This is a genomic window from Methanobrevibacter sp., from assembly GCF_017431965.1.
Lineage (GTDB): Archaea > Methanobacteriota > Methanobacteria > Methanobacteriales > Methanobacteriaceae > Methanocatella.
This window is the reverse complement of sequence record NZ_JAFRKB010000039.1, coordinates 106,747-129,322: the sequence shown is the minus strand read 5'-3', so window position 1 is coordinate 129,322 and position 22,576 is coordinate 106,747. Positions and strand designations below refer to the sequence as shown.

The 22,576-nt window shown below is 35.4% G+C and carries 26 protein-coding genes and 2 tRNA genes; 5 read left to right on the top strand and 23 right to left on the bottom strand.

Features of this window, described 5'->3' with window-relative positions:
- From frhG to frhA, 3 genes are read right to left on the bottom strand one after another with little or no spacing between them, the layout of a single operon-like run.
- The gene (gene frhG, locus IJI93_RS05985; RefSeq protein WP_292821215.1) at positions 1-840 is read right to left on the bottom strand and encodes a coenzyme F420 hydrogenase subunit gamma; all 840 of its coding nucleotides are present in this window, start codon (positions 838-840) and stop codon (positions 1-3) included.
- On the bottom strand, positions 840-1,409 hold the full coding sequence (frhD, locus tag IJI93_RS05980) for a coenzyme F420-reducing hydrogenase, FrhD protein (protein ID WP_292821213.1): 570 nt from the start codon (positions 1,407-1,409) through the stop codon (positions 840-842). Before frhD ends, frhG begins: the two co-directional genes overlap by 1 nt.
- A 20-nt stretch (positions 1,410-1,429) precedes the next feature.
- Positions 1,430-2,644 carry a coenzyme F420 hydrogenase subunit alpha gene (gene frhA / locus IJI93_RS05975; RefSeq protein ID WP_292821211.1) on the bottom strand — a complete coding sequence of 405 codons (1,215 nt, stop codon included), beginning with the start codon at positions 2,642-2,644 and terminating at the stop codon, positions 1,430-1,432.
- Between the two features lie 166 nt (positions 2,645-2,810).
- Here frhA and IJI93_RS05970 point away from each other — a divergent pair, with 166 nt between their 5' ends.
- The 3 genes from IJI93_RS05970 (at position 2,811) to IJI93_RS05960 (ending at position 3,584) form a co-directional block, all read left to right on the top strand.
- Positions 2,811-3,290, top strand: a complete 480-nt coding sequence (locus tag IJI93_RS05970; protein ID WP_292821209.1) for an endoglucanase — start codon at positions 2,811-2,813, stop codon at positions 3,288-3,290.
- Between the two features lie 91 nt (positions 3,291-3,381).
- Positions 3,382-3,455 (top strand) — tRNA-Arg (locus IJI93_RS05965).
- Between the two features lie 55 nt (positions 3,456-3,510).
- A tRNA-Arg gene (locus tag IJI93_RS05960) sits at positions 3,511-3,584 on the top strand.
- A 3-nt stretch (positions 3,585-3,587) separates the two neighbouring features.
- Here IJI93_RS05960 and IJI93_RS05955 read toward each other — a convergent pair.
- The 19 genes from IJI93_RS05955 to IJI93_RS05865 form a co-directional block, all read right to left on the bottom strand.
- Positions 3,588-4,775 (bottom strand): TIGR00375 family protein, encoded by a 1,188-nt coding sequence (locus tag IJI93_RS05955; protein WP_292821207.1) that lies wholly within the window; start codon positions 4,773-4,775, stop codon positions 3,588-3,590.
- Positions 4,776-4,797: 22 nt separating this feature from the next.
- Complete coding sequence (locus IJI93_RS05950) at positions 4,798-5,358, bottom strand: DUF2112 family protein (protein WP_292821205.1); 561 nt, start codon at positions 5,356-5,358, stop codon at positions 4,798-4,800.
- Between the two features lie 33 nt (positions 5,359-5,391).
- Positions 5,392-6,162 carry a proteasome assembly chaperone family protein gene (locus IJI93_RS05945; RefSeq protein WP_292821203.1) on the bottom strand — a complete coding sequence of 257 codons (771 nt, stop codon included), beginning with the start codon at positions 6,160-6,162 and terminating at the stop codon, positions 5,392-5,394.
- 3 nt (positions 6,163-6,165) lie between these two features.
- Positions 6,166-6,336, bottom strand: coding sequence for an RNA-protein complex protein Nop10 (locus IJI93_RS05940; protein ID WP_292821201.1), 171 nt, complete (start codon positions 6,334-6,336; stop codon positions 6,166-6,168).
- Positions 6,337-6,342: 6 nt separating this feature from the next.
- Positions 6,343-7,140, bottom strand: coding sequence for a translation initiation factor IF-2 subunit alpha (locus IJI93_RS05935; RefSeq protein WP_292821199.1), 798 nt, complete (start codon positions 7,138-7,140; stop codon positions 6,343-6,345).
- Positions 7,141-7,202: 62 nt separating this feature from the next.
- Positions 7,203-7,382, bottom strand: a complete 180-nt coding sequence (locus tag IJI93_RS05930) for a 30S ribosomal protein S27e (RefSeq protein WP_067044971.1) — start codon at positions 7,380-7,382, stop codon at positions 7,203-7,205.
- A gap of 9 nt (positions 7,383-7,391) precedes the next feature.
- On the bottom strand, positions 7,392-7,670 hold the full coding sequence (locus IJI93_RS05925) for a 50S ribosomal protein L44e (RefSeq protein ID WP_292743332.1): 279 nt from the start codon (positions 7,668-7,670) through the stop codon (positions 7,392-7,394).
- A 216-nt stretch (positions 7,671-7,886) separates the two neighbouring features.
- A complete protein-coding gene (locus IJI93_RS05920) occupies positions 7,887-8,738 on the bottom strand; it encodes a hypothetical protein (protein ID WP_292821197.1) in 852 nt (283 codons plus the stop codon).
- Between the two features lie 52 nt (positions 8,739-8,790).
- Entirely contained in the window at positions 8,791-9,525 is a 735-nt protein-coding gene (gene pcn / locus IJI93_RS05915; protein WP_292821195.1) for a proliferating cell nuclear antigen (pcna), read from the bottom strand.
- A gap of 91 nt (positions 9,526-9,616) precedes the next feature.
- Positions 9,617-10,390, bottom strand: coding sequence for a tryptophan synthase subunit alpha (gene trpA / locus IJI93_RS05910; protein WP_292821193.1), 774 nt, complete (start codon positions 10,388-10,390; stop codon positions 9,617-9,619).
- Complete coding sequence (gene trpB / locus IJI93_RS05905; RefSeq protein ID WP_292821191.1) at positions 10,383-11,567, bottom strand: tryptophan synthase subunit beta; 1,185 nt, start codon at positions 11,565-11,567, stop codon at positions 10,383-10,385. Before trpB ends, trpA begins: the two co-directional genes overlap by 8 nt.
- Complete coding sequence (locus IJI93_RS05900; RefSeq protein ID WP_292821189.1) at positions 11,564-12,163, bottom strand: phosphoribosylanthranilate isomerase; 600 nt, start codon at positions 12,161-12,163, stop codon at positions 11,564-11,566. The genes trpB and IJI93_RS05900 overlap by 4 nt, the downstream gene beginning before the upstream one ends.
- Positions 12,156-12,932: an indole-3-glycerol phosphate synthase TrpC gene (trpC, locus tag IJI93_RS05895; protein WP_292821187.1), complete on the bottom strand. Its 777-nt coding sequence runs from the start codon at positions 12,930-12,932 to the stop codon at positions 12,156-12,158. The genes IJI93_RS05900 and trpC overlap by 8 nt, the downstream gene beginning before the upstream one ends.
- Before the next feature lie 5 nt (positions 12,933-12,937).
- Complete coding sequence (gene trpD, locus IJI93_RS05890; protein ID WP_292821185.1) at positions 12,938-13,948, bottom strand: anthranilate phosphoribosyltransferase; 1,011 nt, start codon at positions 13,946-13,948, stop codon at positions 12,938-12,940.
- Positions 13,945-14,529: an aminodeoxychorismate/anthranilate synthase component II gene (locus tag IJI93_RS05885; RefSeq protein ID WP_292821183.1), complete on the bottom strand. Its 585-nt coding sequence runs from the start codon at positions 14,527-14,529 to the stop codon at positions 13,945-13,947. Before IJI93_RS05885 ends, trpD begins: the two co-directional genes overlap by 4 nt.
- Positions 14,526-16,022, bottom strand: a complete 1,497-nt coding sequence (gene trpE, locus IJI93_RS05880) for an anthranilate synthase component I (RefSeq protein ID WP_292821181.1) — start codon at positions 16,020-16,022, stop codon at positions 14,526-14,528. Before trpE ends, IJI93_RS05885 begins: the two co-directional genes overlap by 4 nt.
- Before the next feature lie 85 nt (positions 16,023-16,107).
- On the bottom strand, positions 16,108-16,509 hold the full coding sequence (locus IJI93_RS05875; RefSeq protein ID WP_292821179.1) for a hypothetical protein: 402 nt from the start codon (positions 16,507-16,509) through the stop codon (positions 16,108-16,110).
- Positions 16,510-16,536: 27 nt separating this feature from the next.
- Positions 16,537-17,298: a CPBP family intramembrane glutamic endopeptidase gene (locus IJI93_RS05870; protein ID WP_292821177.1), complete on the bottom strand. Its 762-nt coding sequence runs from the start codon at positions 17,296-17,298 to the stop codon at positions 16,537-16,539.
- A 216-nt stretch (positions 17,299-17,514) separates the two neighbouring features.
- Positions 17,515-17,718: a helix-turn-helix transcriptional regulator gene (locus IJI93_RS05865; protein WP_292821175.1), complete on the bottom strand. Its 204-nt coding sequence runs from the start codon at positions 17,716-17,718 to the stop codon at positions 17,515-17,517.
- 148 nt (positions 17,719-17,866) lie between these two features.
- On the opposite strand from IJI93_RS05865, the gene purB reads away from it, so the two are divergent.
- On the top strand, positions 17,867-19,216 hold the full coding sequence (gene purB / locus IJI93_RS05860; protein WP_292821173.1) for an adenylosuccinate lyase: 1,350 nt from the start codon (positions 17,867-17,869) through the stop codon (positions 19,214-19,216).
- A 9-nt stretch (positions 19,217-19,225) separates the two neighbouring features.
- Positions 19,226-20,071, top strand: a complete 846-nt coding sequence (locus IJI93_RS05855) for a hypothetical protein (RefSeq protein ID WP_292821171.1) — start codon at positions 19,226-19,228, stop codon at positions 20,069-20,071.
- An 8-nt stretch (positions 20,072-20,079) separates the two neighbouring features.
- Here the strand turns inward: IJI93_RS05855 and IJI93_RS05850 are convergent, their stop codons facing one another.
- The gene (locus IJI93_RS05850) at positions 20,080-22,572 is read right to left on the bottom strand and encodes a heavy metal translocating P-type ATPase (protein ID WP_292821169.1); all 2,493 of its coding nucleotides are present in this window, start codon (positions 22,570-22,572) and stop codon (positions 20,080-20,082) included.
- Positions 22,573-22,576 lie beyond the last annotated feature (4 nt).

Here is a 22,576-nt window from a genome sequence, read left to right as displayed (position 1 = left end):
CTAAAGTCCTGTGTCCTCTTTAATTCTACTTACAGGTAACCAAGCTCTTGGACACATTGTGTAACAAGTTCCACATTTAATACATCTGTCTCTGTCACAGCTAGGTCTACCTTCAGAAAAGCCCATAGCTCTTGTTGGACAAGCTAGAGCACAAGTTCCACAACCGGAACATAATCCGTTACGGATAATACCGGTTAATACATCACATCCACAACCTTTGTCACATGCAGCTTTATCTAAAGCAGGTTGTAAGTATTCCATGTCTCCGTTGCATAATGCTACAACAGTTTTTGCAATCATTTCAGGAGCAACAGGACAACCAGGAAGTGCTAAGTCTACTTTAACTAATGAGCTTACAGGTACGAAAGATTCGTGTTTAGGTTGTGCTTGTTGACCACCACGAGCGAAAGTGGTGAAACAACCGGTCATTGCACAGGAACCGAATGCTGCAATGTATGTGGATTTTTTCCTTGCTTCTTGAATTTCGTGTAAACTGTGTTCATCTTGTAAACATACAGAACCTTCAATTAAACATAAATCCATTTCTGGCATTTCTTCAGCATAAGTACCGTGAATCCATTTATCTACTAAAGTTTGTCCATATACAATATCAATCATATCAGTTAAAACAGTAGATAAAATGTCATAATTTTCAGTTAAAGACATTGCGTCTCCAGTACAACCACTTAAGTGTATGTAACCAACACGTGGTTTTGATGAAGCAGCTTTTGGTGCTTCTGGTGCTTGGGTTTCAGGAGCAGCAGCTTCGACTTTTTCTTCTACTTTTGGTGCTTCTGGTTCTGATGAACCGCCAAAAGCTTTTTTCAATTTATCAAACATTATTTTACCCCGATTTCTTTTAATATAATATCTATAGTTTTTGGAATCGCCCTTTCTACAGGTTCTGTTAAACCCATATCAATGTCCGGAGTTGGTATTTCTGCAGGTTTGCACCCAACAATTACGACTTCACATTTTTCAGAAATTTCGCGAAGAGGATCCTCGACTGTCATTCCATGAGGATTGTCATATTTTCCTTGTTGCATAACACTTGGATCAAAGATATCCACAGTTCCAGGCTCAGCATTGAATTCAACAACATCAACAACGATAAGTTTTTTCCAGTCATAGTCAGTATATAACGGGAAGAAATTGGTTGGAGCTGCTGTTCCGCCGTCAACAAACTGAACGCCTTCAGGCAATGTTATGCCTTCAACACTTTCCTCAATCTGTTTTAAAATTTCCTTATCAAATTCATTATCTACAAAGTCAGTAACTGCCGGATCATAATAGTCTTGTTTGTCATTAAGAACTTTCTGTAAGATATTAATAACTATAGGACCGTATCCATCATCTTTGAATAATACATTCCCGCATCCAATAACAATTATATCCGAATCATAAGGCATTAATAAATCCTCCCAAATACCTAGATTCTCACCATTTCATTTTTGAGAATGGATTTATCTTCATCGTCAACTACCATTACATGAGTAGCACAGGATAAACATGGATCGTAAGCTCTGATTACATGTGGACCTAACTCATGGTGGAATCCTTCAGTTGCAGGACCCATGGTTGGAATGTTCCAGGTTGTTGGTACAATTGCAGAGTAGAATTTGGTTTTTCCTTCCACAACTTGTGCCATGTGTACATCAGTTCCTCTAGGACCTTCGATAACACCGAATCCAAGTTCACCAGTTCCTCTTTTATCGTATGATACGTTTGCAGGTGCTGCAGGATCAATTGCATCTAATGCTTCAATACAAGCGTCATAGTTTTTCAACATTTCGTCTGCACGTGCAACGTGTTGAGCTACTACACCTTTGTCTTTGAATCCTGCGAATTTTTCCATTCTTGCTCTAGGACCAGTTTCAACATTGGTGCCTTCCCATAAAGGAATTACTGAGCATGCTTTTTTACCGATTTCTGGGTCATCATACCATGCTTCAGGTAAACATTCAGAGAATTTGTCCATATCGAAATCGTTGGTACCATAAGTTGCATCGGTTGCCATTAATGGTTGGTTAACTACACCTAAATCAGCAGGTAAACCAGCTTCGAGTACACAGTTTTTGATGAATTCAACGTGTGCTTCGAGTTTTGGTTTGAATGCTGTCATTCTTTCCATTAATCTTTCTTTGGTGAATGGTGTAATGTTTCTTGCCATTCCTCCAACTCTGATATCGGATGGGTGAATACCTTCTCCAGCAATCATGTCTACAACGTATTGAACAGTTTTTCTTACTTCACTGACACTGTTAACTGCATCTACGAATTTGTCCTCAGGGACAACGTCAGGTGCAACTAAGAAGTGGTGAATTGCTGCACTGTTAATACCATGTGCTGCTGCGACAGCTTTTCTTAACAATTTACCTGCTTCAGGAATTTCAATTCCTAATGCCATGTCCATTGCTTCAGCAGAAGCTAAGGTGTGTGGAATTGGACATACTCCACAAATTCTTTGACATAAAACAGGTGCTGTTTCAGGAGCTTTGTTAAGAACCATCTTTTCTAAACCCCTAACAGGAGTTATACTTAAATACATCCCTTTTGTAACAATCCCTTCATCATCAACTTCCATGACGAGTTCGGCATGGCCTTCTTGACGAGTTGTAGGGGATATAACTACTCTATCTTTCAAATTTGTCACCTCAATTTTAAAACTTAGAAACTAACATTATACTATTTATCCTAACATACTTATAAATTAATCCCAAAAATATTGATAGAAATATATATTAAATATAAAAAACTTATTTATTCATAGTATCTAAAATATTAAATTAAAAATATACGGAGGGATAATATTGGATAAAGAAAACATAATAATTTCTATAATTATCGTATTATGTATTGCGGCAGCCGTTGCGGCTTATGGACTAACCAATAGTAATAATCCTATATTCTCCGATTTATCCAGTATGGCCGGTGGTGATTCATCCGGACATGGACTCGGCAATAATTCCACTGCAAAAACTGGAAGCGGATCATCTGTTGCTACTACTACTACCAGTAGTGGAGGTAGTGGAACTGGTTCTGGTGGATCTGGAAGTGGCTCCGGAGGGTCTGGAAGTGGTTCTGGTGGTGGCGGATCAGGATCAAATACACGTTTAAGTTATTCTGAAGCAACAAGTATTGCAAATAGTGCTATTCAAGTAGAAGGAGCATATGCGGTATATCAAGGATTTTCTGATGGAATGTGGATTTTTAGAATTTATGATTCCGAGGGGAATGTTGTTGATGGTATAGGCGTTGTTGATGCAACAGGCATGACTGAAAGAGTATAAAAAATTTATTTTTTATGCTTTTTTATTTTTTGTATGAAATATAGATAAATATATATAATAAAAAAAATAGAATTATTATTGTTATATTAAAGGGCCCGTAGCCTAGCTGGATAGGGCGTCGGACTTCTAATCCGAAGACCCCGGGTTCAAATCCCGGCGGGTCCGCTCTTTGATTTACTTTTTTTAAAATAGTTTCAAATAATTTTAATTAAATGTTTTTGGGCTTGTAGCCTAGTCTGGAAGGGCGTAAGACTCCTAATCTTAAGATCGAGGGTTCAAATCCCTCCAAGTCCGTTTTTAAAAATTATCCAAAGTAGTTATTTTAGCTACTTTTCTTTTTTTAACTTCTTTATTTAATAAAATCTGACCATATTGACCCCCACCACCAGGAATAACATCAATGGACTTCTCTCTAAATCCTTTAATGGCAGGAGCAATGTTTGAATCAACCTTTTCGATTTCATCTAAAGAAACATTAATTAAAACATCTATTTCAGTCTGAAAACTGTCAATCAATTTCTGCCATTTGCCCTGAACTGTCTTTGTTGTAACTCCCTTGTCATAAACCGTAGAAATCAGTTCTGCAAGAGGCATTAAATGAATATAATCAGGCCTGAAATCCGGATGTTTAGGTTCACTATAGTCTGCGATTTCGGATATTCTATAGTCAACTCCCTTTTTAATAATTCCACCACAGCTGCACCTCATCTTGTTTTCACGAGCACTTGCAGGATCAACAATTTTAAAGCATTTGGTACATGCAGTCATGTGGTATTTTCCAAGGTTTGGTATCAGACCATAATTTGCCTTGATTTTCCTGTGTTTTATTGCATTTTTTATTGAAGTGAATGAAATATCTTCAAGCTCCATTGCATTAAACTCCCTACCCAACCTATGTGGCCATGGGGAATGTGCATCCGAATTTGATAAGAACGGGAAATCCTTAAGTTCACTAACGGTATCGGCCATGAAAGTATCTGCAGACAGTCCCAACTCAACGAAGTCAGGTTTTTTATCATAACATTCATAGATGCTGTCATATGACTTATACATCCCAGTCCATGGAGTGAATGCATGTGCCGGACCAATCAAACAGTCATACTGCCTGACCAATTCCAAAAGCTCTGCACCGGTATAAGCTGTTCTGGGCCTTCCATCAACATTTTTATTTTTTGATATCAGCTTGTCCGATAATTCCCGGGCAGCTTCAATGTTTGGAATTATGATTAAATGGTGAACTCTGTTTTTTCCTTCAACTTCAGTTGTCAAGACAAAATCCATATCCCCTGAAGTATAAATTCCATCCCCTGAATATTCCGTGCTTTCCTCTATTATATCAAGCCATCCAGGATGAAACGCATCGCCAGTGCCTAAAAGCTGCAAACCTTTCAATTTAGATTTCGGAGCCATATTTTCAATCAGCATGTCTTTTGATGATGCTGATGAAAAACAGCTGTGAACATGAAAATCCGCATTTACCAACATGATTAAAAATTAATCATTAATGTTATATTAAATTATTTAATATCCTCTTTAAATCATTGACCGGATATTTATGTTGTTTTTTGACCAAATCCACAGTTAAGTCATCATCATTGACATTTTCAGAATTGTAATTTAAATTTTTTAAAAATAAGTCTGTTCTATTGATTAAATCGATGATTTGACTTCGGCTTGTAGGATAAGCAAGTTTCAATGTAGGAATACCCAAATCATGTATCATTTTTACTGTCAGACTATGGGCATTATTGCAGGCATTTCCACCGAACAGAATTATATCATTCAATACGTCATACATTTTTGTGTAATTTTTAGGGCGTTTGCCTATGATTATTGCCGCATCGGCATTAGGCAATACCTTAGATAGCAAAAAAAGCCTTCCCTTTACGCCTGAAGGAATTTCACTTGACGAATATGTTGTTATCAAATTATCATAAGTCAAATTACCTTCACAAATGTCCATATTGTCATATCTGGAAAAATTAACCGGAGATAAATATGTATGGCCATTCTTTTCAATCAATGGTATGACAATCATTGCGGCATCGGGAACGACTACAACATTCATAATCAAAAAAAAGTTAAAAATAGATATATTGATTTATCCAATATACCTTAAATCATCTGCATTTCCTGCATTAGCTTTATTAATTAAATCTTGTTCCATTTGCTGAGCTCTAGCAATCATTTGTCTAGTCTCTTCAGCCCTTTCCTCTAATTTATCAACATTAATTTCAAAATTAAGTAAAAATGACAATTTATTTAAAATCGCTTCAGCAGATTCAGCATCAATGAAATATCCTGGAGTTTCACCCATAAGGCAAGATCCATGAAGCCCTTGGCGAACAGCCAGACCTAAAAACAATCCGGAAGCACCGACAATGCCCCCATCATTAGACCTGATTTCAATTTCTGCTTCTTTTAATAATTCAACATCCTCTTCATGAGTGGCAGCTCCAAAAACCTTTGGACTTTCAATAGGCTGTCCGGTTGCCATTCCACCTAAAGTAAAAATTCTACTAATGTCAAATTGCTTAACATATTCCAAAATATCCTTACATATTAGGTATTGGCCTTCTGGAGATAGAGCCTGAGTGTTACCTACAAGAATTATCAAATCCAAATTGTCTTCACCTACATCCTTTAGGTAATATAATTCATTAAGCATGTTTGCAATTACGCCCTCATCCTTTACAAGAACTTGAGGAGGAAAAGCAGGAGAATAAATTTCTGCAAATTTGGTTGCCCCAAATTCATCAATCATATGGTCTGCAGCCAATTTACCAACATGCCCAATTCCAGGCAATGCCTCTATAAAAATAGGATTATTTAATTCGATTTCTTCTAAAACAGTTATTTCTGAGATTTCCATATCCTACTGCTCCTTCATTGATTCTTTTTTTAATATACGACGATATTTTCCGTATTTATCCTCAACTGAGAATTTTGGAGGATAAATAACTTTAAGTTGCCCGCCGCATTTAGGGCAAGCATCTTTTAAAGTATAAATTCCGCATTCGGGACATTTATTCATTTTCATATTCATAAGAATCTAATTATCTAACTCTCTTAAGAAAGAACCGTTTCCTTCAGATTCTTCAACAACTGCTATACATCTATCAGCAGCAGCTTTAAGAGCTTTTTCCGCTAATATATAATCAGTAGATTTGACAGTGATTCTATATCTTGGTGCACCAACACATTGGACCTTGATTTCTTCCTCATCATCTCCATTATCTTCTGCAGCCTTGAGGGCGGCAACGATAATTTCAACACCGTTCGGCACAAAAGTTTCAATATCAACATAACCGCTAATGTGAACTTCCGGAGGAGTGATATTCTTTTTGGCTATTTCAGTAATAGCATCAGCCCAATCCTGAGGGATTCCTTCTTCAACGAGAGATTCAGCACCTTCATCAGAAGCTGTTTCAAAAGCACCATAGACATCCCCAAAGATGTCCATAAGTTCATAACCCACTTCATCATATGCTTCATCCAAGGTTTTATCTAAAGATTTAGCAGATAATTCTAAAAATTTTTCAGCTTTTTGTTCAATTTTCCAATGTTGGATTTTTTTAGTTCTTTGATCTTCACGGATTCTTTTTAAAGAAGCATCAACATGCCCCTTTTTAGGATTAACTCTGAGAACACGACAAACGATTTTCTGGTTTTCCCTTACGTGATCTCTGATGTTTTTTACCCAACCAGAAGATACTTCAGAAATATGAATAAAAGCTTCTTTGCCCTGATATTCTTCCAATTTAGCAAAAGCCCCATAATTAAGAACTTTGTAAACAGTACCGACAATAAGTTCCCCTTCATCAGGCCATTCTTGACTTTTTCTTACCATACTCTCACCAACATTAATAAAAATTATAAAAAATAGTAAAAAATAAGTTTAAAACTAGAAATCTAGTTTAAAACTTTTTCAATGTGTGCGGTAATTTTAGCTTTAGCACCACGAGATTTGACAAGAGTTTTACCACAAATAATACATTTTACGTCAGAAGCTGCACGATCAAAGATTACTTGTTCATTGTCACAATCTAAACATTTAACTTTTAAAAAGTTTCCTCTTCCTTTACTAACCATGTTAACCACCTATTTAGCTACGAATTCAGGTTTTCCTGTTCTGAAAGATTGTTTAATGTGAGATTTACCACATTCTTTACATTTAAGTCTTAAGTCTAATTTTTTAACAGGTTTGTTTCCGGCAGGTAAAGGCCTTGGATAACCTCTGTAACCAGCGGTTACACGTCTGAATTGTCTTTGTCCCCAAGTTAATTCACTAGCTTTTCTTTTTTTAGCAGTGTGTACCTCATGCATTGTGTGTCTTTTACAATGAGGACAGTATGTTCTTTTTTCTTTTGGTATTTTCATTTTTTCACCGTAATTAATAAGTCATTATAAATCTATCAGCGAATTTATCTAAACTCAAATTTTATTAAAAAACGTTAGAGATTAAAACTGCATTGTAACGCATCAAGTCTACAGACAGCAAAAATCCAAATTATATAAAATATAATTTTTTATTATCACAAATAGATACATTCATAATATCTATTTATTAAGCTATTTAAAGTTAATGGCAATGTGTTAAATTTTAACTTGACGACCCTTTCTATTTTTGAAAAATACTTTCGCATTTATCAAAGGCAATGTGACCAGATCCTGTGGTCTGAACGGACCATAAATCCTTTCATCAACACCTACAATCGGTTCTATATCATCAAAAACCAACATTGTGACCAGTTCAGTGTCCTTGGCTATTCTTTTAGACTCAAAATCATAAAATTCTTCATTTTCATCAAAAGCATTAGGGTTTTGCTCGATGTTTTTGTTTTGAGGTTTGGCTACAGCATCAATTTTTGAAGCGTCATCCTGCTTTTCTTTAGGTTCTGCTTTTTTATCCTCGGCAGGTTTTGATTTGGAAATTTCATCATGCCTGTCAAGTACTTTATCATCCTTTTCATCAGGCTTTGGAGAAATCAATGTATTTGACTGGGTTTCTTTTGGTTTTATAACTTTCTTATCAGGGATTTCATCTCCGTCAGATAATTTTTCAAGTGAAATGTTTCCCCTATGGTTTCTTAAAGTGTCAATCAATGAAAAGTAGAATTTTTCCTCTTCGGGGGTTAAATTCAATGGAGTGGTATCCACCAAATCAAACTGAGGCTTTCCTGTAAACAAATGATAGGACCTATGTATATTTACAACAGCTGCATCGGTAATCTTATGTTCCCTTCTTTCGCAGATTTCAGTAGCTATCCTTTGAGCTTCATGTAAAATTTGGGGTATATTTGAAAATGGATCGCGGATAGCCTGTTGTTTCAAATCATCCAAATACTCGTGAATTTTACTGTAAAAATCCTCTTCGACACGAGCCAATGTAGCGTTATTACGTTCCTTCTTTTGGATTGTTCGCAATTCCTTGTAAAACTGATCCACTTAATACCATCTCTAAAAATTAATTAAAATAAAAAAAGATAAACAAATGAAATTATTCATCTGTTTCTAATCTAGGAGCAAGCAAGAAACTAAGTTTGCCGTCACCAGTGACCATATTAAGAGTTAAACTTAATGGCATGTCAGTACCTAAACTAATTTCAGCTTCCTCTGAAAATTTATCTGCTTTAAGCATTTCTCTAATCTTATCCAATGAGAATAAGGCTTTTGCATGTTCAGAAATATTTTCGCCGTGAAGATATTTGATGCTTGCATCACCGAATTCACCGTCAGCTGATGCTATAAAGTAATCTTCATCAACCTGAAGTGCAATTTTATCTGAAAATATATCAATATCGTTGATACAGTCTTTCAATATAGAGAAGCGAACCTTAAAGTTAGTAGGATGTTCAATATTCGGTGGAACAGGATTATCATATTCCATATCTATTAATCTTATTTTAAAAGTTCTTGTTGCATCTCCTTCAAAAGTAATGATAAAATTACCTTCATCTACTGACATTAAAACTCTATCCTGTGATTTGGCACGTTTGAGAACTCTCATGAATTCGTCAGTATCGATGTTGATTTTTTCAGGAACATCACAAATGTATTCGTCGAATAAGGTAGATTTTAACTCCAAATGTACGAAAGTTATGTGACTGCGGTCTAAGGCATCTAATCTCATGCCTTCACTATCAGTTTGAATTTGTACTTCATCAACGATTGAAGAAATAGCATCAAAACTGGTTTTTAATATATTAGAATCACTTAATTCTGCTTTAAACATAAATAATCCTCTAAATTGAATGTTCAAAAATTACAAATTATAAATATATTTTTGTCTCAATATTTATATAAATATTTTCATTATAACCAAATTACTCATTAGACGCTTTTTTCATGCTTGAAACATATTCCTTTAATGGATTTGTAGCATTTTCCCCATATTCTTCAATGATTTTTACTATTGCACTGCCAACAATTACCCCATCGGCGATTTGACCTATGTTTCTAGCTTGCTCAGGAGTATTTATACCAAATCCAACAGCAAGAGGCAAATCAGTCACATCCCGGATATCTGAAATAATAGCATTTAAATCCGTTTTGATTTCACTGCGCATTCCAGTAACGCCTAATGATGATACAATGTAAATAAATCCAGTTGCATCAGCGGCAATTTTTTGAATTCTTTCCTTTGAAGTTGGGGCAATCAATGAAATCACGTCAACATCGTTCTTACGTGCAATTTCTGCAATTTCACCTTTTTCTTCATATGGCAAATCCGGAGATATTATCCCATCAATGCCTAACTCATTACATTTTTTAAAGAACTTTTCATAACCGTAAAAGAAAACAGGATTGATATAAGTTAAAAACACAAGAGGAACATCAGTCTTGGCACGTACAGCCTTAACGATTTCAAATACATCATCAGTTGTTGTGTTGTGTTTTAAAGCACGTACATTAGCTTCCTGAATTACAACTCCTTCAGCCATAGGATCGGAAAACGGAATGCCAATCTCAATCAAGTCACATCCTGCCTCCTCCATTGCCAAAATATATTCAACTGTTTTTTCAATTGTCGGATCACCTGCAGTCAAAAAGCCGATGAAGGCTTTTCCATTTTTAAATGCATTGGCTATTTTACTCATTTAAATCAACTCCCCTATACTCAGCAATTGATCTTACATCCTTATCTCCTCTTCCGGAAAGACAAATCATGATTATATCATCCTTATCCATTTTTGGAGCAATTTCCATTGCATATGCAACCGCATGAGCACTTTCAATAGCTGGAATGATTCCTTCCATTCTTGACAAATATTCAAATGCATTAACTGCCTCTTCATCCGTGACCGGAACGTATTCTGCTCCGCCCGTATCTCTTAAATATGCATGTTCCGGACCAACACCAGGATAGTCCAGACCTGCTGAGACGGAATACACCGGTGCAATTTGGCCGTAATCCCCCTGGTTGAAAATAGATTTCATGCCATGAAATATTCCTATTTTACCGTTAGTTAATGCCGCTGCATTATACGGAGTGTCTATCCCTTTTCCACCAGCTTCACAACCAATTAATTTAACTTCTTTATCATCAATGAAGTTATAAAATGCTCCCATCGCATTGCTTCCGCCCCCAACACATGCAATAACTGCATTTGGAAGTTTTCCTTCTATTTCAAGGAATTGTTCACGGGCTTCAGAACTGATTACTGCTTGAAAATCCCTTACAATCATTGGAAATGGATGTGGTCCCATTGTTGAACCGATTACATAGTTAGTATCATGAACACGTGCAATCCAATCTCTGAATGCATCGTTTACAGCATCCTTCAGAGTTTTGGTTCCAGATTTTACTGAATGCACCTTTGCACCCAACAATTCCATACGGTAAACGTTCAATGCCTGCCTTTTAGTATCCACTTCACCCATGAAAACTTCACATTCCATATCAAGCAAAGCGGCTGCAGTTGCAGTAGCCACACCATGTTGACCGGCACCGGTTTCAGCGATGACTCTTGTTTTGCCCATTTTTTTCGCAAGCAGCACCTGTCCCAATACATTATTGATCTTGTGAGCGCCAGTGTGGTTTAAATCCTCACGTTTCAAATAAATTTTAGCGCCGCCCAAGTCTTCCGTCATCCTTTTAGCATGATATAATAAGGAAGGTCTTCCAGCATATTCCTTTAATAAAGTATTAAGTTCTTCTACAAACTCGGGGTCCTTCATATAATGATAATATTGCTCTTCCAAATAAAGCAGCTCATTCATCAATGTTTCAGATATGTATTGTCCACCATATTCACCATATCTTCCATTATTCAATTTATAGCCTCCATAATTTCTTTAATTTTACTTTCATCTTTAAATCCATCAGTTTCAAGACTAGAACTTAAATCAATTGCATAAGGGTCAATTTCATTAATGGCCTTAGAGATATTTGAAATATCAATTCCTCCCGCTAAAAAGAATTCCTTATTCAAATCTTTCCTAATTAAATTCCAGTCAAAAGTCTTTCCACTGCCTTTTCCACTATCAAGCAGTAAAAAGTCTGCAATTGAACTTTCATGACCTAATAAATCCTCATCATCATCCATTTCAATTGCATTGATTATTTTTATTTTACCGTCAGTTCTTTCCTTTAAACTGCCAATATACTCTTCATTTTCCTGACCATGAAGTTGAGCAACTTCGATGACACCTCTATTGAAGAGGTCGATTATCTCGTCAATTTCTGCATCAACAAAAACTCCTACAGAGATTATATCTGAGGACAAATTCCTTTTCATTTCAGATGCAAGTTCATGAGATACTTTTCTTTTAGAATCTGCAAAGACAAATCCGATATAATCAGGTTTATACTTATTAACTATGTCTATATCCTCCAATCGTTTAAGTCCGCAGATTTTAATTTTAACCATTTTTCAACTCCAAAATCAATGATTTCTTATCATCACTTTTCATTAAAGTTTCGCCAATTAAAACTGCATCAACATTATTTTCCTTTAATTTGGCGACATCTTCCTTTGTTTTAATGCCACTTTCAGAAACAAATATGATATTGTCACTTACACATCTACGTAGACTGATAGTGTTTTCAATATCAACAGTAAAATCCGCTAAATTCCTATTGTTCACACCAATGATTTCGGCACCAACATTTGTAGCTGTTCTGATTTCATCACCATCATGGGTTTCAACAATTGCAGATAGACCCAAATCATGGGCCAAATCTAAAAATTTCTTTAATTGAACAATATCCAATATTGAAACGATTAAAAGCACTGCAGAAGCGCCAAGCAACTTGGCTTCCCAAATCATATATTCATCAATGATAAAATCCTTCCTTAAAATTGGAATGGAAACTTCTTCAGCAATCTCTTTTAAATAAACATTTGAACCCTGGAAAAAATAAGGCTCTGTCAAAACTGAAATGGCTGAAGCGCCCGCTTCTTCGTATTCTTTTGCAATTTCAATATAATCAAAATCCTCGACAATCAGCCCTTTTGAAGGAGAAGCCTTTTTAACTTCACTGATGATTGCAATTTGAGGATCTTTTAAAGCTTCCTTAAAAGGGAAATCCTTATTAATTTCCAATTTGGACACTTCATCTTTAAGTTCTTCCAAAGATTTATTCTTTTTAGCTTCAATTAACCTTTCTTCTGTTTTAGCAACAATCTTATCCAACATAATAATCATCTATTTGTAACTTCAATAAATTTTTCAAGCTGTTCAAGCGCCTTACCTGAATCTATAATTTCTTCAGCCAACTTCACACCCTCATCAATAGATTCAACCTTGCCGGCGGAATACAGGCCGGCAGCCGAATTTAAAAGAACTGCATTCCTTTTAGGTCCTTTTTCCCGGCCTTCCAAAATTGATAAAGTAATCTGAGCATTTTCCTTTGCATCCCCGCCTGTCAAATCTTCTTTAGATGCAATCTTCATACCGAAGTCTTCAGGAGAAATTTCATAAGACCTTGTTTCGCCGTTTTTAAGTTCACAAACGAAAGTTTTATCGCTCGCCGAAATTTCGTCCATTCCATCTAAACCGTAAACAGACAATGCGGATTTAACCCCCAAATTTTTAAGAACTTCACTGAGAGGCTCGACTAGCTCCTTTTCATAAACTCCCAAAACTTGCATTGTAGCCCCTGCGGGATTGGTTAATGGGCCTAAAATGTTAAATATTGTCCTTATAGACAATTCCTTACGGACATTGGCAACATATTTCATTGCCAAATGATAATTTTGGGCAAACAAGAAACATAAATTGATTTCTTTTAGACATTGTAAACTTTTTTCTGGTTCAATATAAATATTTACGCCCAATTCTTCTAAGACATCAGCCGCCCCACATTTACTGGATGCAGATCTGTTACCATGCTTAGCTACGGGAACCCCCGTTGCGGAAATAACAATTGAAGATGTAGTGGATATGTTAAATGTATTTGAACCATCACCGCCAGTTCCAACTATTTCCAAAACCTCTTCATCATTCAACAATCGTACACAATGAGCCCTCATCGCTTCGGCGGATGCTGTAATCTCATCAATTGTTTCGCCTTTCATTGACATTGCTGTTAAATAAGCACTCATTTGAACTTCACTTGCTTCACCACTCATGATTTCATCCATGGTAGCATAAGCCTCTTCATAAGTTAAATCTTCATGACGTGACACTTTTAATATTGATTCTTTAATCATAAAATACCTCTTTCAACTTTTTCAATAAAATTAGTTATAATAATTAATCCATCCGGTGTTAATATTGATTCCGGGTGAAACTGAAGACCATAAACATTGAATTCATTATGCCTTATCGCCATTATTTCACCATCATCCTTTGCTTTTGAAATTATTTCAAGACATTTCGGAAGGGTGTCTTCAACCAAGCTTAACGAATGATATCTTCCAACGCTTATTTCAGTTGGCAAACCCTTAAAGATGAAATCATAATCAAGGGATATCATTGAAGATTTTCCATGCATCAATCTACTTGCATAAGATATTTTACCCCCAAATGCTTCACAAATAGCTTGATGACCCAAGCAAACCCCCAAAATTGGAATTTTATCATAAAATTCTTTTACCAAATCAATGCAAATTCCTGCATCTTGAGGTCTTCCAGGCCCCGGAGATAAAATGATTGCATCAGGATTTAAATCTTCTATCTCTTCAAGAGATATTTTGTCATTTCTATAAACTAAAATATCTGAGTCTACCGCCCCAATCAATTGGAATAAATTATATGAAAAACTATCATAATTGTCAATCAAAAGAATCATTCTAATCCCCCATCTGCAATTTTCAAGGCATTTATTACGGCAGCGGCTTTATTTAAACATTCATCAAATTCCTTATCGGGCACGCTATCTGCAACAATGCCCGCACCAGAGCGAATAAAGACCTTATCATTGCGTGCAAAAGCGATTCTAATTGAAATGCAAGTGTCAACATTGCCGCTTAAATCCACATAACCGATTGCTCCACCATAAATTCCCCTTTTATTATCTTCAAGCTCATTTATGATTTCACAAGCCCTTATTTTTGGAGCTCCGGACAATGTTCCGGCAGGCAAAATCGAATCGATTGCAGCAAGAGAATCCAAATCGCTCCTTAATGTTCCGGTAACTGTAGAGCCTATATGCATCACATGTGAAAACCTCTCAATGGACAAATACTTGTCAACGCTGACAGAACCTATTTCAGATATTCTACCAATATCGTTACGGCCTAAATCAACTAACATATTATGCTCGGCCAGTTCCTTCTCATCAGCCAATAACTCTTCTTCCAGATTTAAGTCCTCTTTGTCATCCTTACCTCGAGGCCTGGTTCCGGCAAGCGGGAAAGTATATAATTTTCTGCCGTCCAATTTGACTAATGTTTCAGGAGATGCACCGGCAATCTCAATATCATTGCTTGAAAAATAAAACATGTATGGGGAAGGGTTTGTAGTCCTCAACACCCTGTATGTATCAAACAAACTTCCGGAAATATCCGCTTCAATCCTATTTGAAAGGACAACCTGAAAAATATCCCCTTCTTTGATATAATTTTTAGCCCTATCAACCATGTCACAATATCTTTCACGTGAAAATACTGGGGTAAAATCGGATTTCAATTCCAATGGCTGTATTTCAGTTTTTCTACCATTTTTAATTAAGTCAGCTATTTCCTTCAAATCGCTGCAAGCTTGATTGTAGTTACTTTCCAAATCATCAGTTTTAATGTTTGCAATAATGATGATTTTTTGTTTGAAATTATCGAAGGCGATGACCTTATCGAACAGCATCAAATCAATGTCCTTGAATTGATCCTGATTTTCAGCATCCAAATTAAGGGAAGGTTCACAATACTTAATATAATCATAAGCGAAATAACCAACGAAACCGCCAGTGAATGGAGGCAAATACTCCAGTTTTGGAGATTTGTTTTTACAAACCAACTCCCTTATAATATCACCTGGATTATCTGTTTTGATTGTGGCCAAATCATCGTTGAATTCCTTGAAATCCTTATCCCCTTTGATTTGAACGACACCATTTTGACATGTGAATTCTAAAAGAGGGTCAAAACCTAAAAAACTGTATCTTCCCCATTTTTGTGCATCCTCTATACTTTCCAACATGTAACAATGATTGCTGATGCCTTTTAAAATTCTTAAAACTTCTATAGGAGTAGCTATATCCGAAAACAATTCATAAGATACGGGAATACGCTTATACTCCTCATTTTTTGCTATTTCTTTTACTTCTTCAATACTTGGGGAAAACATTCTATCACTATTATAAACTTAGTATAATGTACTATTTAAAACCTTGTTGTAACTTTTTGTACATTTGAGGAGAACATCAAAAAAATTATTGCATCTTATCCTGTTCCCTGCTGAATTCTATTACAATCTTTTTGATTTCCCTGCTTTCCAAATAAGGAATATTTTCACCTATTTCCCTCTCCAAATCCTTATTTAGCTGAATTCTTTTTTGAACATACTCATCGCCGGAATATTGGCTACGATATTGTTTATTCAAATTTGAATATTTTGTGATTAACGGTTGAAGAATATTTCCAATATCCTCTTCAAGCTTGTCATTGATAATTTTTCTTTTTCTTATTTCATCGACAAAACCAACAACAGTTATGAAAAATCCCAAAACAGTGACGGTCAAAGCAGGAACAAATATTTTATCATCACCAATGAAAACAACAGTGATGACAATTCCAATGAAAATCAAAGCTATTCCAATTTTTCTTAAATCCATATTAAAATATCTTTATCTTTGAATTATTTAAATATTTTTCATGCTTGAATTAATGAATATTAAAATAAAAATGAATGAGACAATAGCTAAGATAGACATTGCAACCATCACAATGCTGTTTGTGAACAAGACTTTAGCCTGGTCAATATGATAAACGCTCTCGCCAATAAAGTTATTCAAAAAATGCCCAATAATGGGCACAAAAATATTTTCACTTTTAAGATACAGTATCGCCATGCATACCGCAAATATAAATGCTGAAAAGATGCTTCCAAAGCTATGAAGTGAAGCAAAAAGCAGTGATGAAATCAGTATTGCGAAGGCTGTCGGAACTACTAACATAAGTTTGTTTAAGAAAATTCCCCTAAAAATCAATTCCTCGGCAATAGGAGAAACTAGAATTATGGAAATGAAACTTAAAATGCCGAAGAATCCCAAGTAGATGCTTTTTACTGGAATGAAAAACGATAGAAAACTATTAGGTGGAATTACATGGATTATGAGATTAGACAAATAAAGCATGCCGTAAGAAAAGCAAATGTTGGCCAATACAATAAATAAGATATGCTTAAATGAAATTTTTGAAAAAATATCTGAAATTTCAGCCAAAAATTCGGATGTATAATTTCTTAATTTGAAAATAAAATAAAGAATTATAATCAGATTGGTCAATTCCACGCCCCCACCTATATTTAAAAATTTCAAAGGAAAAATTACAAAATAAGCAAGTATAATGACAATCAGCACTTCCTTAATCGGAATACCTTTAAGTTTTTCATTGAACGACATAATATCAAAAAAAAATAATAATGGAAAAACTCCATCTTTAATTAAATTTTAATAATCTATAATGATTTAATGAAACAAAGATTAACTGTAATGCCTATTTAACCATTATAAATCAAACATAAGCATTGCTAATACCATTAAGATTTTTCCAAATCCAAATCTCCTCATCCCGCAGATAACTGTTAAATAGTATGAAAAACCATCTAGTTTTGGTATTTAATCAACATTATCGAAGATAAAAACATCTTCTATATAATCTTTTCCCAGTTTCTTAGTAATTTTATAGGCCAACAATAAGGAAGGGTTATAGCGAGCATTTTCCAAAGCATTTACTGTTTGACGAGTTACGCCAACGGAATCGGCAAGTTCTTGTTGCGTAATGCCTAATTTCTGGCGAAACTGTCTGATTCTAGTTTCCAAATAATCACCTATTTATATGTCATATAAATGGTTGATAGTATTTCTTTTATAGAACCTATATAAATGTGTTGTAAAAAAAATATAATACATACAAAGTAACAAAATAATTAATAGAATTTTAAATAATTCATTTTAATGAGATGATATAATGGCTATACACCCAATCGAATTTAGATATGGTACTCCCGAAATGAAAAAAATTTGGGAGGAAGAGAATAAATTACAGAGAATGTTAGATGTCGAATCTGCGTTGGCTCAAGCCGAAGGAAAACTAGGAATTATTCCGCAAGAGGTTGCAGATGAAATTGCCGCAAAGGCCACAACCGAATTTGTTAAATTAGAACGAGTAAAAGCTATTGAAGCTGAAACCAACCACGACATTGCCGCATTATCAAAGGGAATTACAGAAGTTTGCGAAAACGGTGCCGGTGAATATGTTCACTTCGGTGCGACCTCCAATGATATTGTAGACAGTTCAAATTCATTGCTTATCAGAGATTCAATTGCTGTTTTAAAAGAAAAACTCGAAAGATTAACTAAAATAATGCTCAAATTAGCTGAAGAAAACAAAATGAAAGTTTGCATTGGACGTACACACGGCCAGCATGCACTTCCAACCACATATGGTATGAAATTTGGTATTTGGGCTGATGAACTCCACAGGCAATATGTAAGATTAGAAAATGCTGAATCAAATGTCTGTATTGGAATGATGGACGGAGCAGTTGGAACCACTGCCGCTTTAGGAGAACAAGGTTGGGAAATTCACAAAAGCGTGGCTGAAATATTAGGACTTCCCGCAGCCACAATCACAAACCAAGTAGTTCAAAGAGACAACCATGTTGAATTCATAAGTGTTTTAGCAAATATTGCAAGTACATTAGACAAGATTGGATTAGAAATAAGAAGCCTGCAAAGAACTGAGCTAATGGAAGTCGGCGAATACTTCGACCCTGAAAAGCAAGTTGGAAGTAGCACCATGCCGCATAAAATGAATCCGATTACTGCTGAGAGAATCTGTGGTGTTGCAAGAATCATCAAATCATATGTCAATGCCGCTTTGGACAATAACCCTCTTTGGCATGAAAGAGACTTGACCAACTCTTCATGCGAAAGGATAATGTTTCCGGAAAGTTGTATTTTAACTGACTACATCCTAAACTTAACCATTAAATTGATGAGCAATCTAGTATTTTACGATGAAAACATCGAAAGAAACCTAAACTTGACCAACGGTTTAATAATGGCTGAAAGATTAATGGCCGAACTTACCCGTGCTGGAATGGGAAAACAGACCGCTTACGGAATTGTTAGAAAAAATGCAATCAAAGCAAACAAAGAAAAATTATTGCTCGGTGAGTTAATCCTAGAAGATGAAGACGTCCAAAAATACTTGACCGAAGCAGATGTTGAAAAGATTATGGATCCTCATACCTACATAGGATCCGTAGCGATAATTATCGACGAACTGCTTGAAAAATCCAAAGAATGGTTTTAGGTGTTTATAATGATTAGCGTGAAAGAATTGCAAGAAATTGATTTAACATCCTACACTATAATCTTTACAGCGATATCCGTATTGTTCGCAGTTATATTTTCTATAGTCATAACCCTATTATTTGGAATTTTGGCTCCGGGAAATATTGGAATTGCACTTTATCTAATACCAACCCTTGTAGTTGGCGCATTTATGATTGGAATCTATCGCTACTTTTCAGAAGGCCTATTTTTCAATTTACTTGCAAAAAAATTAAAAAACATTAAAATTGCATTAAATGATGGAGAAATCGTTAAGATTTCACCTACTGAAACCGCAACCATTTTGGCAACTATTGCAACAATTCAAGCAATATTGCTTTATTTGATTTCAGTTATAATTTTGCCTTTAATGATTAATACAGCAATTCAAACATTTATGCTTTCAGGCCAACAATTAATTGCTATGGAACTTTATCAGATAATGATGATTATTAGTCAACCGATGACAATAATAATGTTTATTTTTGGTACTTTCATTATAACATTCATTTCCATATTAATTGGAGCATATATCTATAATATTCTCGCATCTAAAGGAAGGGGCGTTGAATTAGAATTATCTGAAGAAAATGGGATGACCGTTATTGAATCAATAGACATGATGAAGTTTGCAATCGCGGCTGCAATAATTGGCGGAATATTAAACTTGATTTTTGGAATAATTATGTTAATTAGTGGTGGAAATATAGTAACCCTCATCAGCAATGTGATTACCGGTTTTGTAGGTGGATTTATATCCGCTGCGCTTATTGCTATCTTCTATAACTTTTTAGCTCCAAAACTTGGAAAATTAAAAATTAAATTAACTATTTAAAAAAATAGTTAATTTTTACTTTCTCTTTTTATCTCAGGAACATACCTTTTAAGCATCAAAGATAATGTAATCACTGTTACGGAACTCATTGCCATTGCAAGACCCGCCAAAGCAGGTTCGAATGTTATGCCGAAGGTTGGATATAACACTCCAGCGGCAACCGGAATCAATATTGAGTTATATGCAAATGCCCAAAATATATTCTCCTTAATTCTTCTCATTACTTTTTTAGAAAACTGTACTGCTGCAACGACATTTTCCAAATCGCCTTCCATGACAACAATGTCTCCACTTTCCATAGCTATATCAGTTCCATTACCCATAGCTACACCAATGTCCGCTTGTGTTAAAGCAGGTGCATCGTTAATGCCGTCTCCAACAAATAAAACCTTTTTGGTGTTGTTTGCTTGAGTTTCCTTTACAATATCAAGTTTGTTTTCCGGAAGGATTCCTGCCTTTACATTATCAATTCCAACTTCATTTGCAACGGTTAGTGCTGTAGATTCATTGTCTCCTGTCAGCATGTATGTTTCAACACCCATCTTATGCAGTTCTTCAATTGTTCTTTTAGAGTTATCTTTAATCTTATCTGATAGGCTTAAAATACCTTTAACGGATTTATCTTGAGCTAAAAAGATAATTGTTTTGCTTTGTCTTTCAAGTTCATGATATTTATCAATCAAATCATTTGAAACTTCAACACCACTAGATTCCATCAAAGCCAAATTTCCAGCAAGAACCTCACTTTCGTTGAGAACTGCCTTAAGTCCCTTGCCTGTTACATTTTCAAATTCGGATGTTTGATCTAACTCCAGATTCAATTCTTTGGATTTGTTTACAATAGCTTTGGCAATCGGATGGGTGGAATTTTGCTCCACACTTGCAACGAGCCTTATCAGTTCCTCATCGGAAATTCCATAACCGATTATATCATCAACTTCAGGCTTTCCTTCCGTGATTGTTCCGGTTTTATCAAATGCGGCAACATCAATTTGACCTGCATTTTCTAAAGTATCCCCATTTTTAATTAAAATACCGAATTCCGCCGCTCTTCCAACACCGACAGTGACTGCAGTTGGAGTGGCTAAACCCAATGCACATGGGCATGCTACAACCAATATTGAAATCAGACAAGTGAGTGAGAACAATAACGGAGCTCCCAAGACGACATACCATATTAAAAATACCGCAATAGCTATTGTTAAAATAACTGGAATGAAGTATGTTACGATTGTATTTGCGAACTTTTGGACTGGAGGTCTTGAGGATTGAGCTTTTTCCACTAAACGAATGATGTTTGACAATACTGTCTCTTTTCCGATTTTTTTAGCTTTGATGTATAAAACTCCATCCTGGTTAATAGTTCCTGCAAATACCTCTTCACCATCTTTTTTAACTTTAGGAATCGGTTCACCATTAATCATTGATTCATCCACATACGATTCACCGCCGACAACATCACCATCAACAGGGATTTTTTCACCCGGTTTAACAAGCAATAAGTCATCAAGAACGATGTCTGATATTGAAACTTCCTTTTGAGAGGTTATTTCGCCGTTTTCATCTATTTCGATTGCAGTCGCTACAGTCGGTTGAAGACCTATCAATTCCCTTATGGAATCGGATGTCCTCTTTTTGGCTCTTGCCTCCAAATACCTTCCAATCATTAAAAATGATGGAAGCATTACGGCTGAATCATAAAACATGAATGAATGGTCAAGCACTATGTGGAATGTTCCTAAAATACTTGAAACATATGCAACCACAATACCCATTGAATACATTACATCCATATTGAGATTCTTATGCATCAGACCGTTGACTCCCGCTTTTAAAATAGGTAAGGATACATATAAAAATGGAGCAATACTTGCGATTAATGATAAAAGTCCCATTGAGGATATATCAATGCCAACGGCTTGCTTAATTGAATGAGTTACTCCCATTAACGGATCCCATCCGCTAAACATTAAAATCATTAAAATAGCTGAAAAAATAAGACCTACAATAATTCTGTTACGTTTTTCTCTTAAGTCCTTTTGATAAATAGCTTCTTCGTCAATTTCGCTTTGACCTTCAATTCCTAAAAGCTCAAATCCTAATGATTCAATTGTTTTTTCAATTTCATCCATATCGATTTTTGATGCATCATATCTGATTTTTGCTGATTGTGAAGTCAAATCTGCCTTTACATCAAAAATTCCATCCAATCTTATTAAGAAATTTTCTACATTCATGGTGCAGGAAGCACAATGCATACCTTGGATTCTTAATGTCATTTCATCGGAGTGCAGTTCAAAACCTAAGTTTTTTACCAGCCTTTCCATCTCTTCATAGGAAATTTTTTTAGGGTTTACTGTTATATGCAGTTTATTTGCGGCTAAATCCGCATCCACTTCTTCTACACCATCTATTTTTTCAAATGTTTTATTAACGCTTAAAACACATGATGCACAATGCATTCCTTCAATCGGCAAATCCATACTTTTAAGCTTTGCCATGATT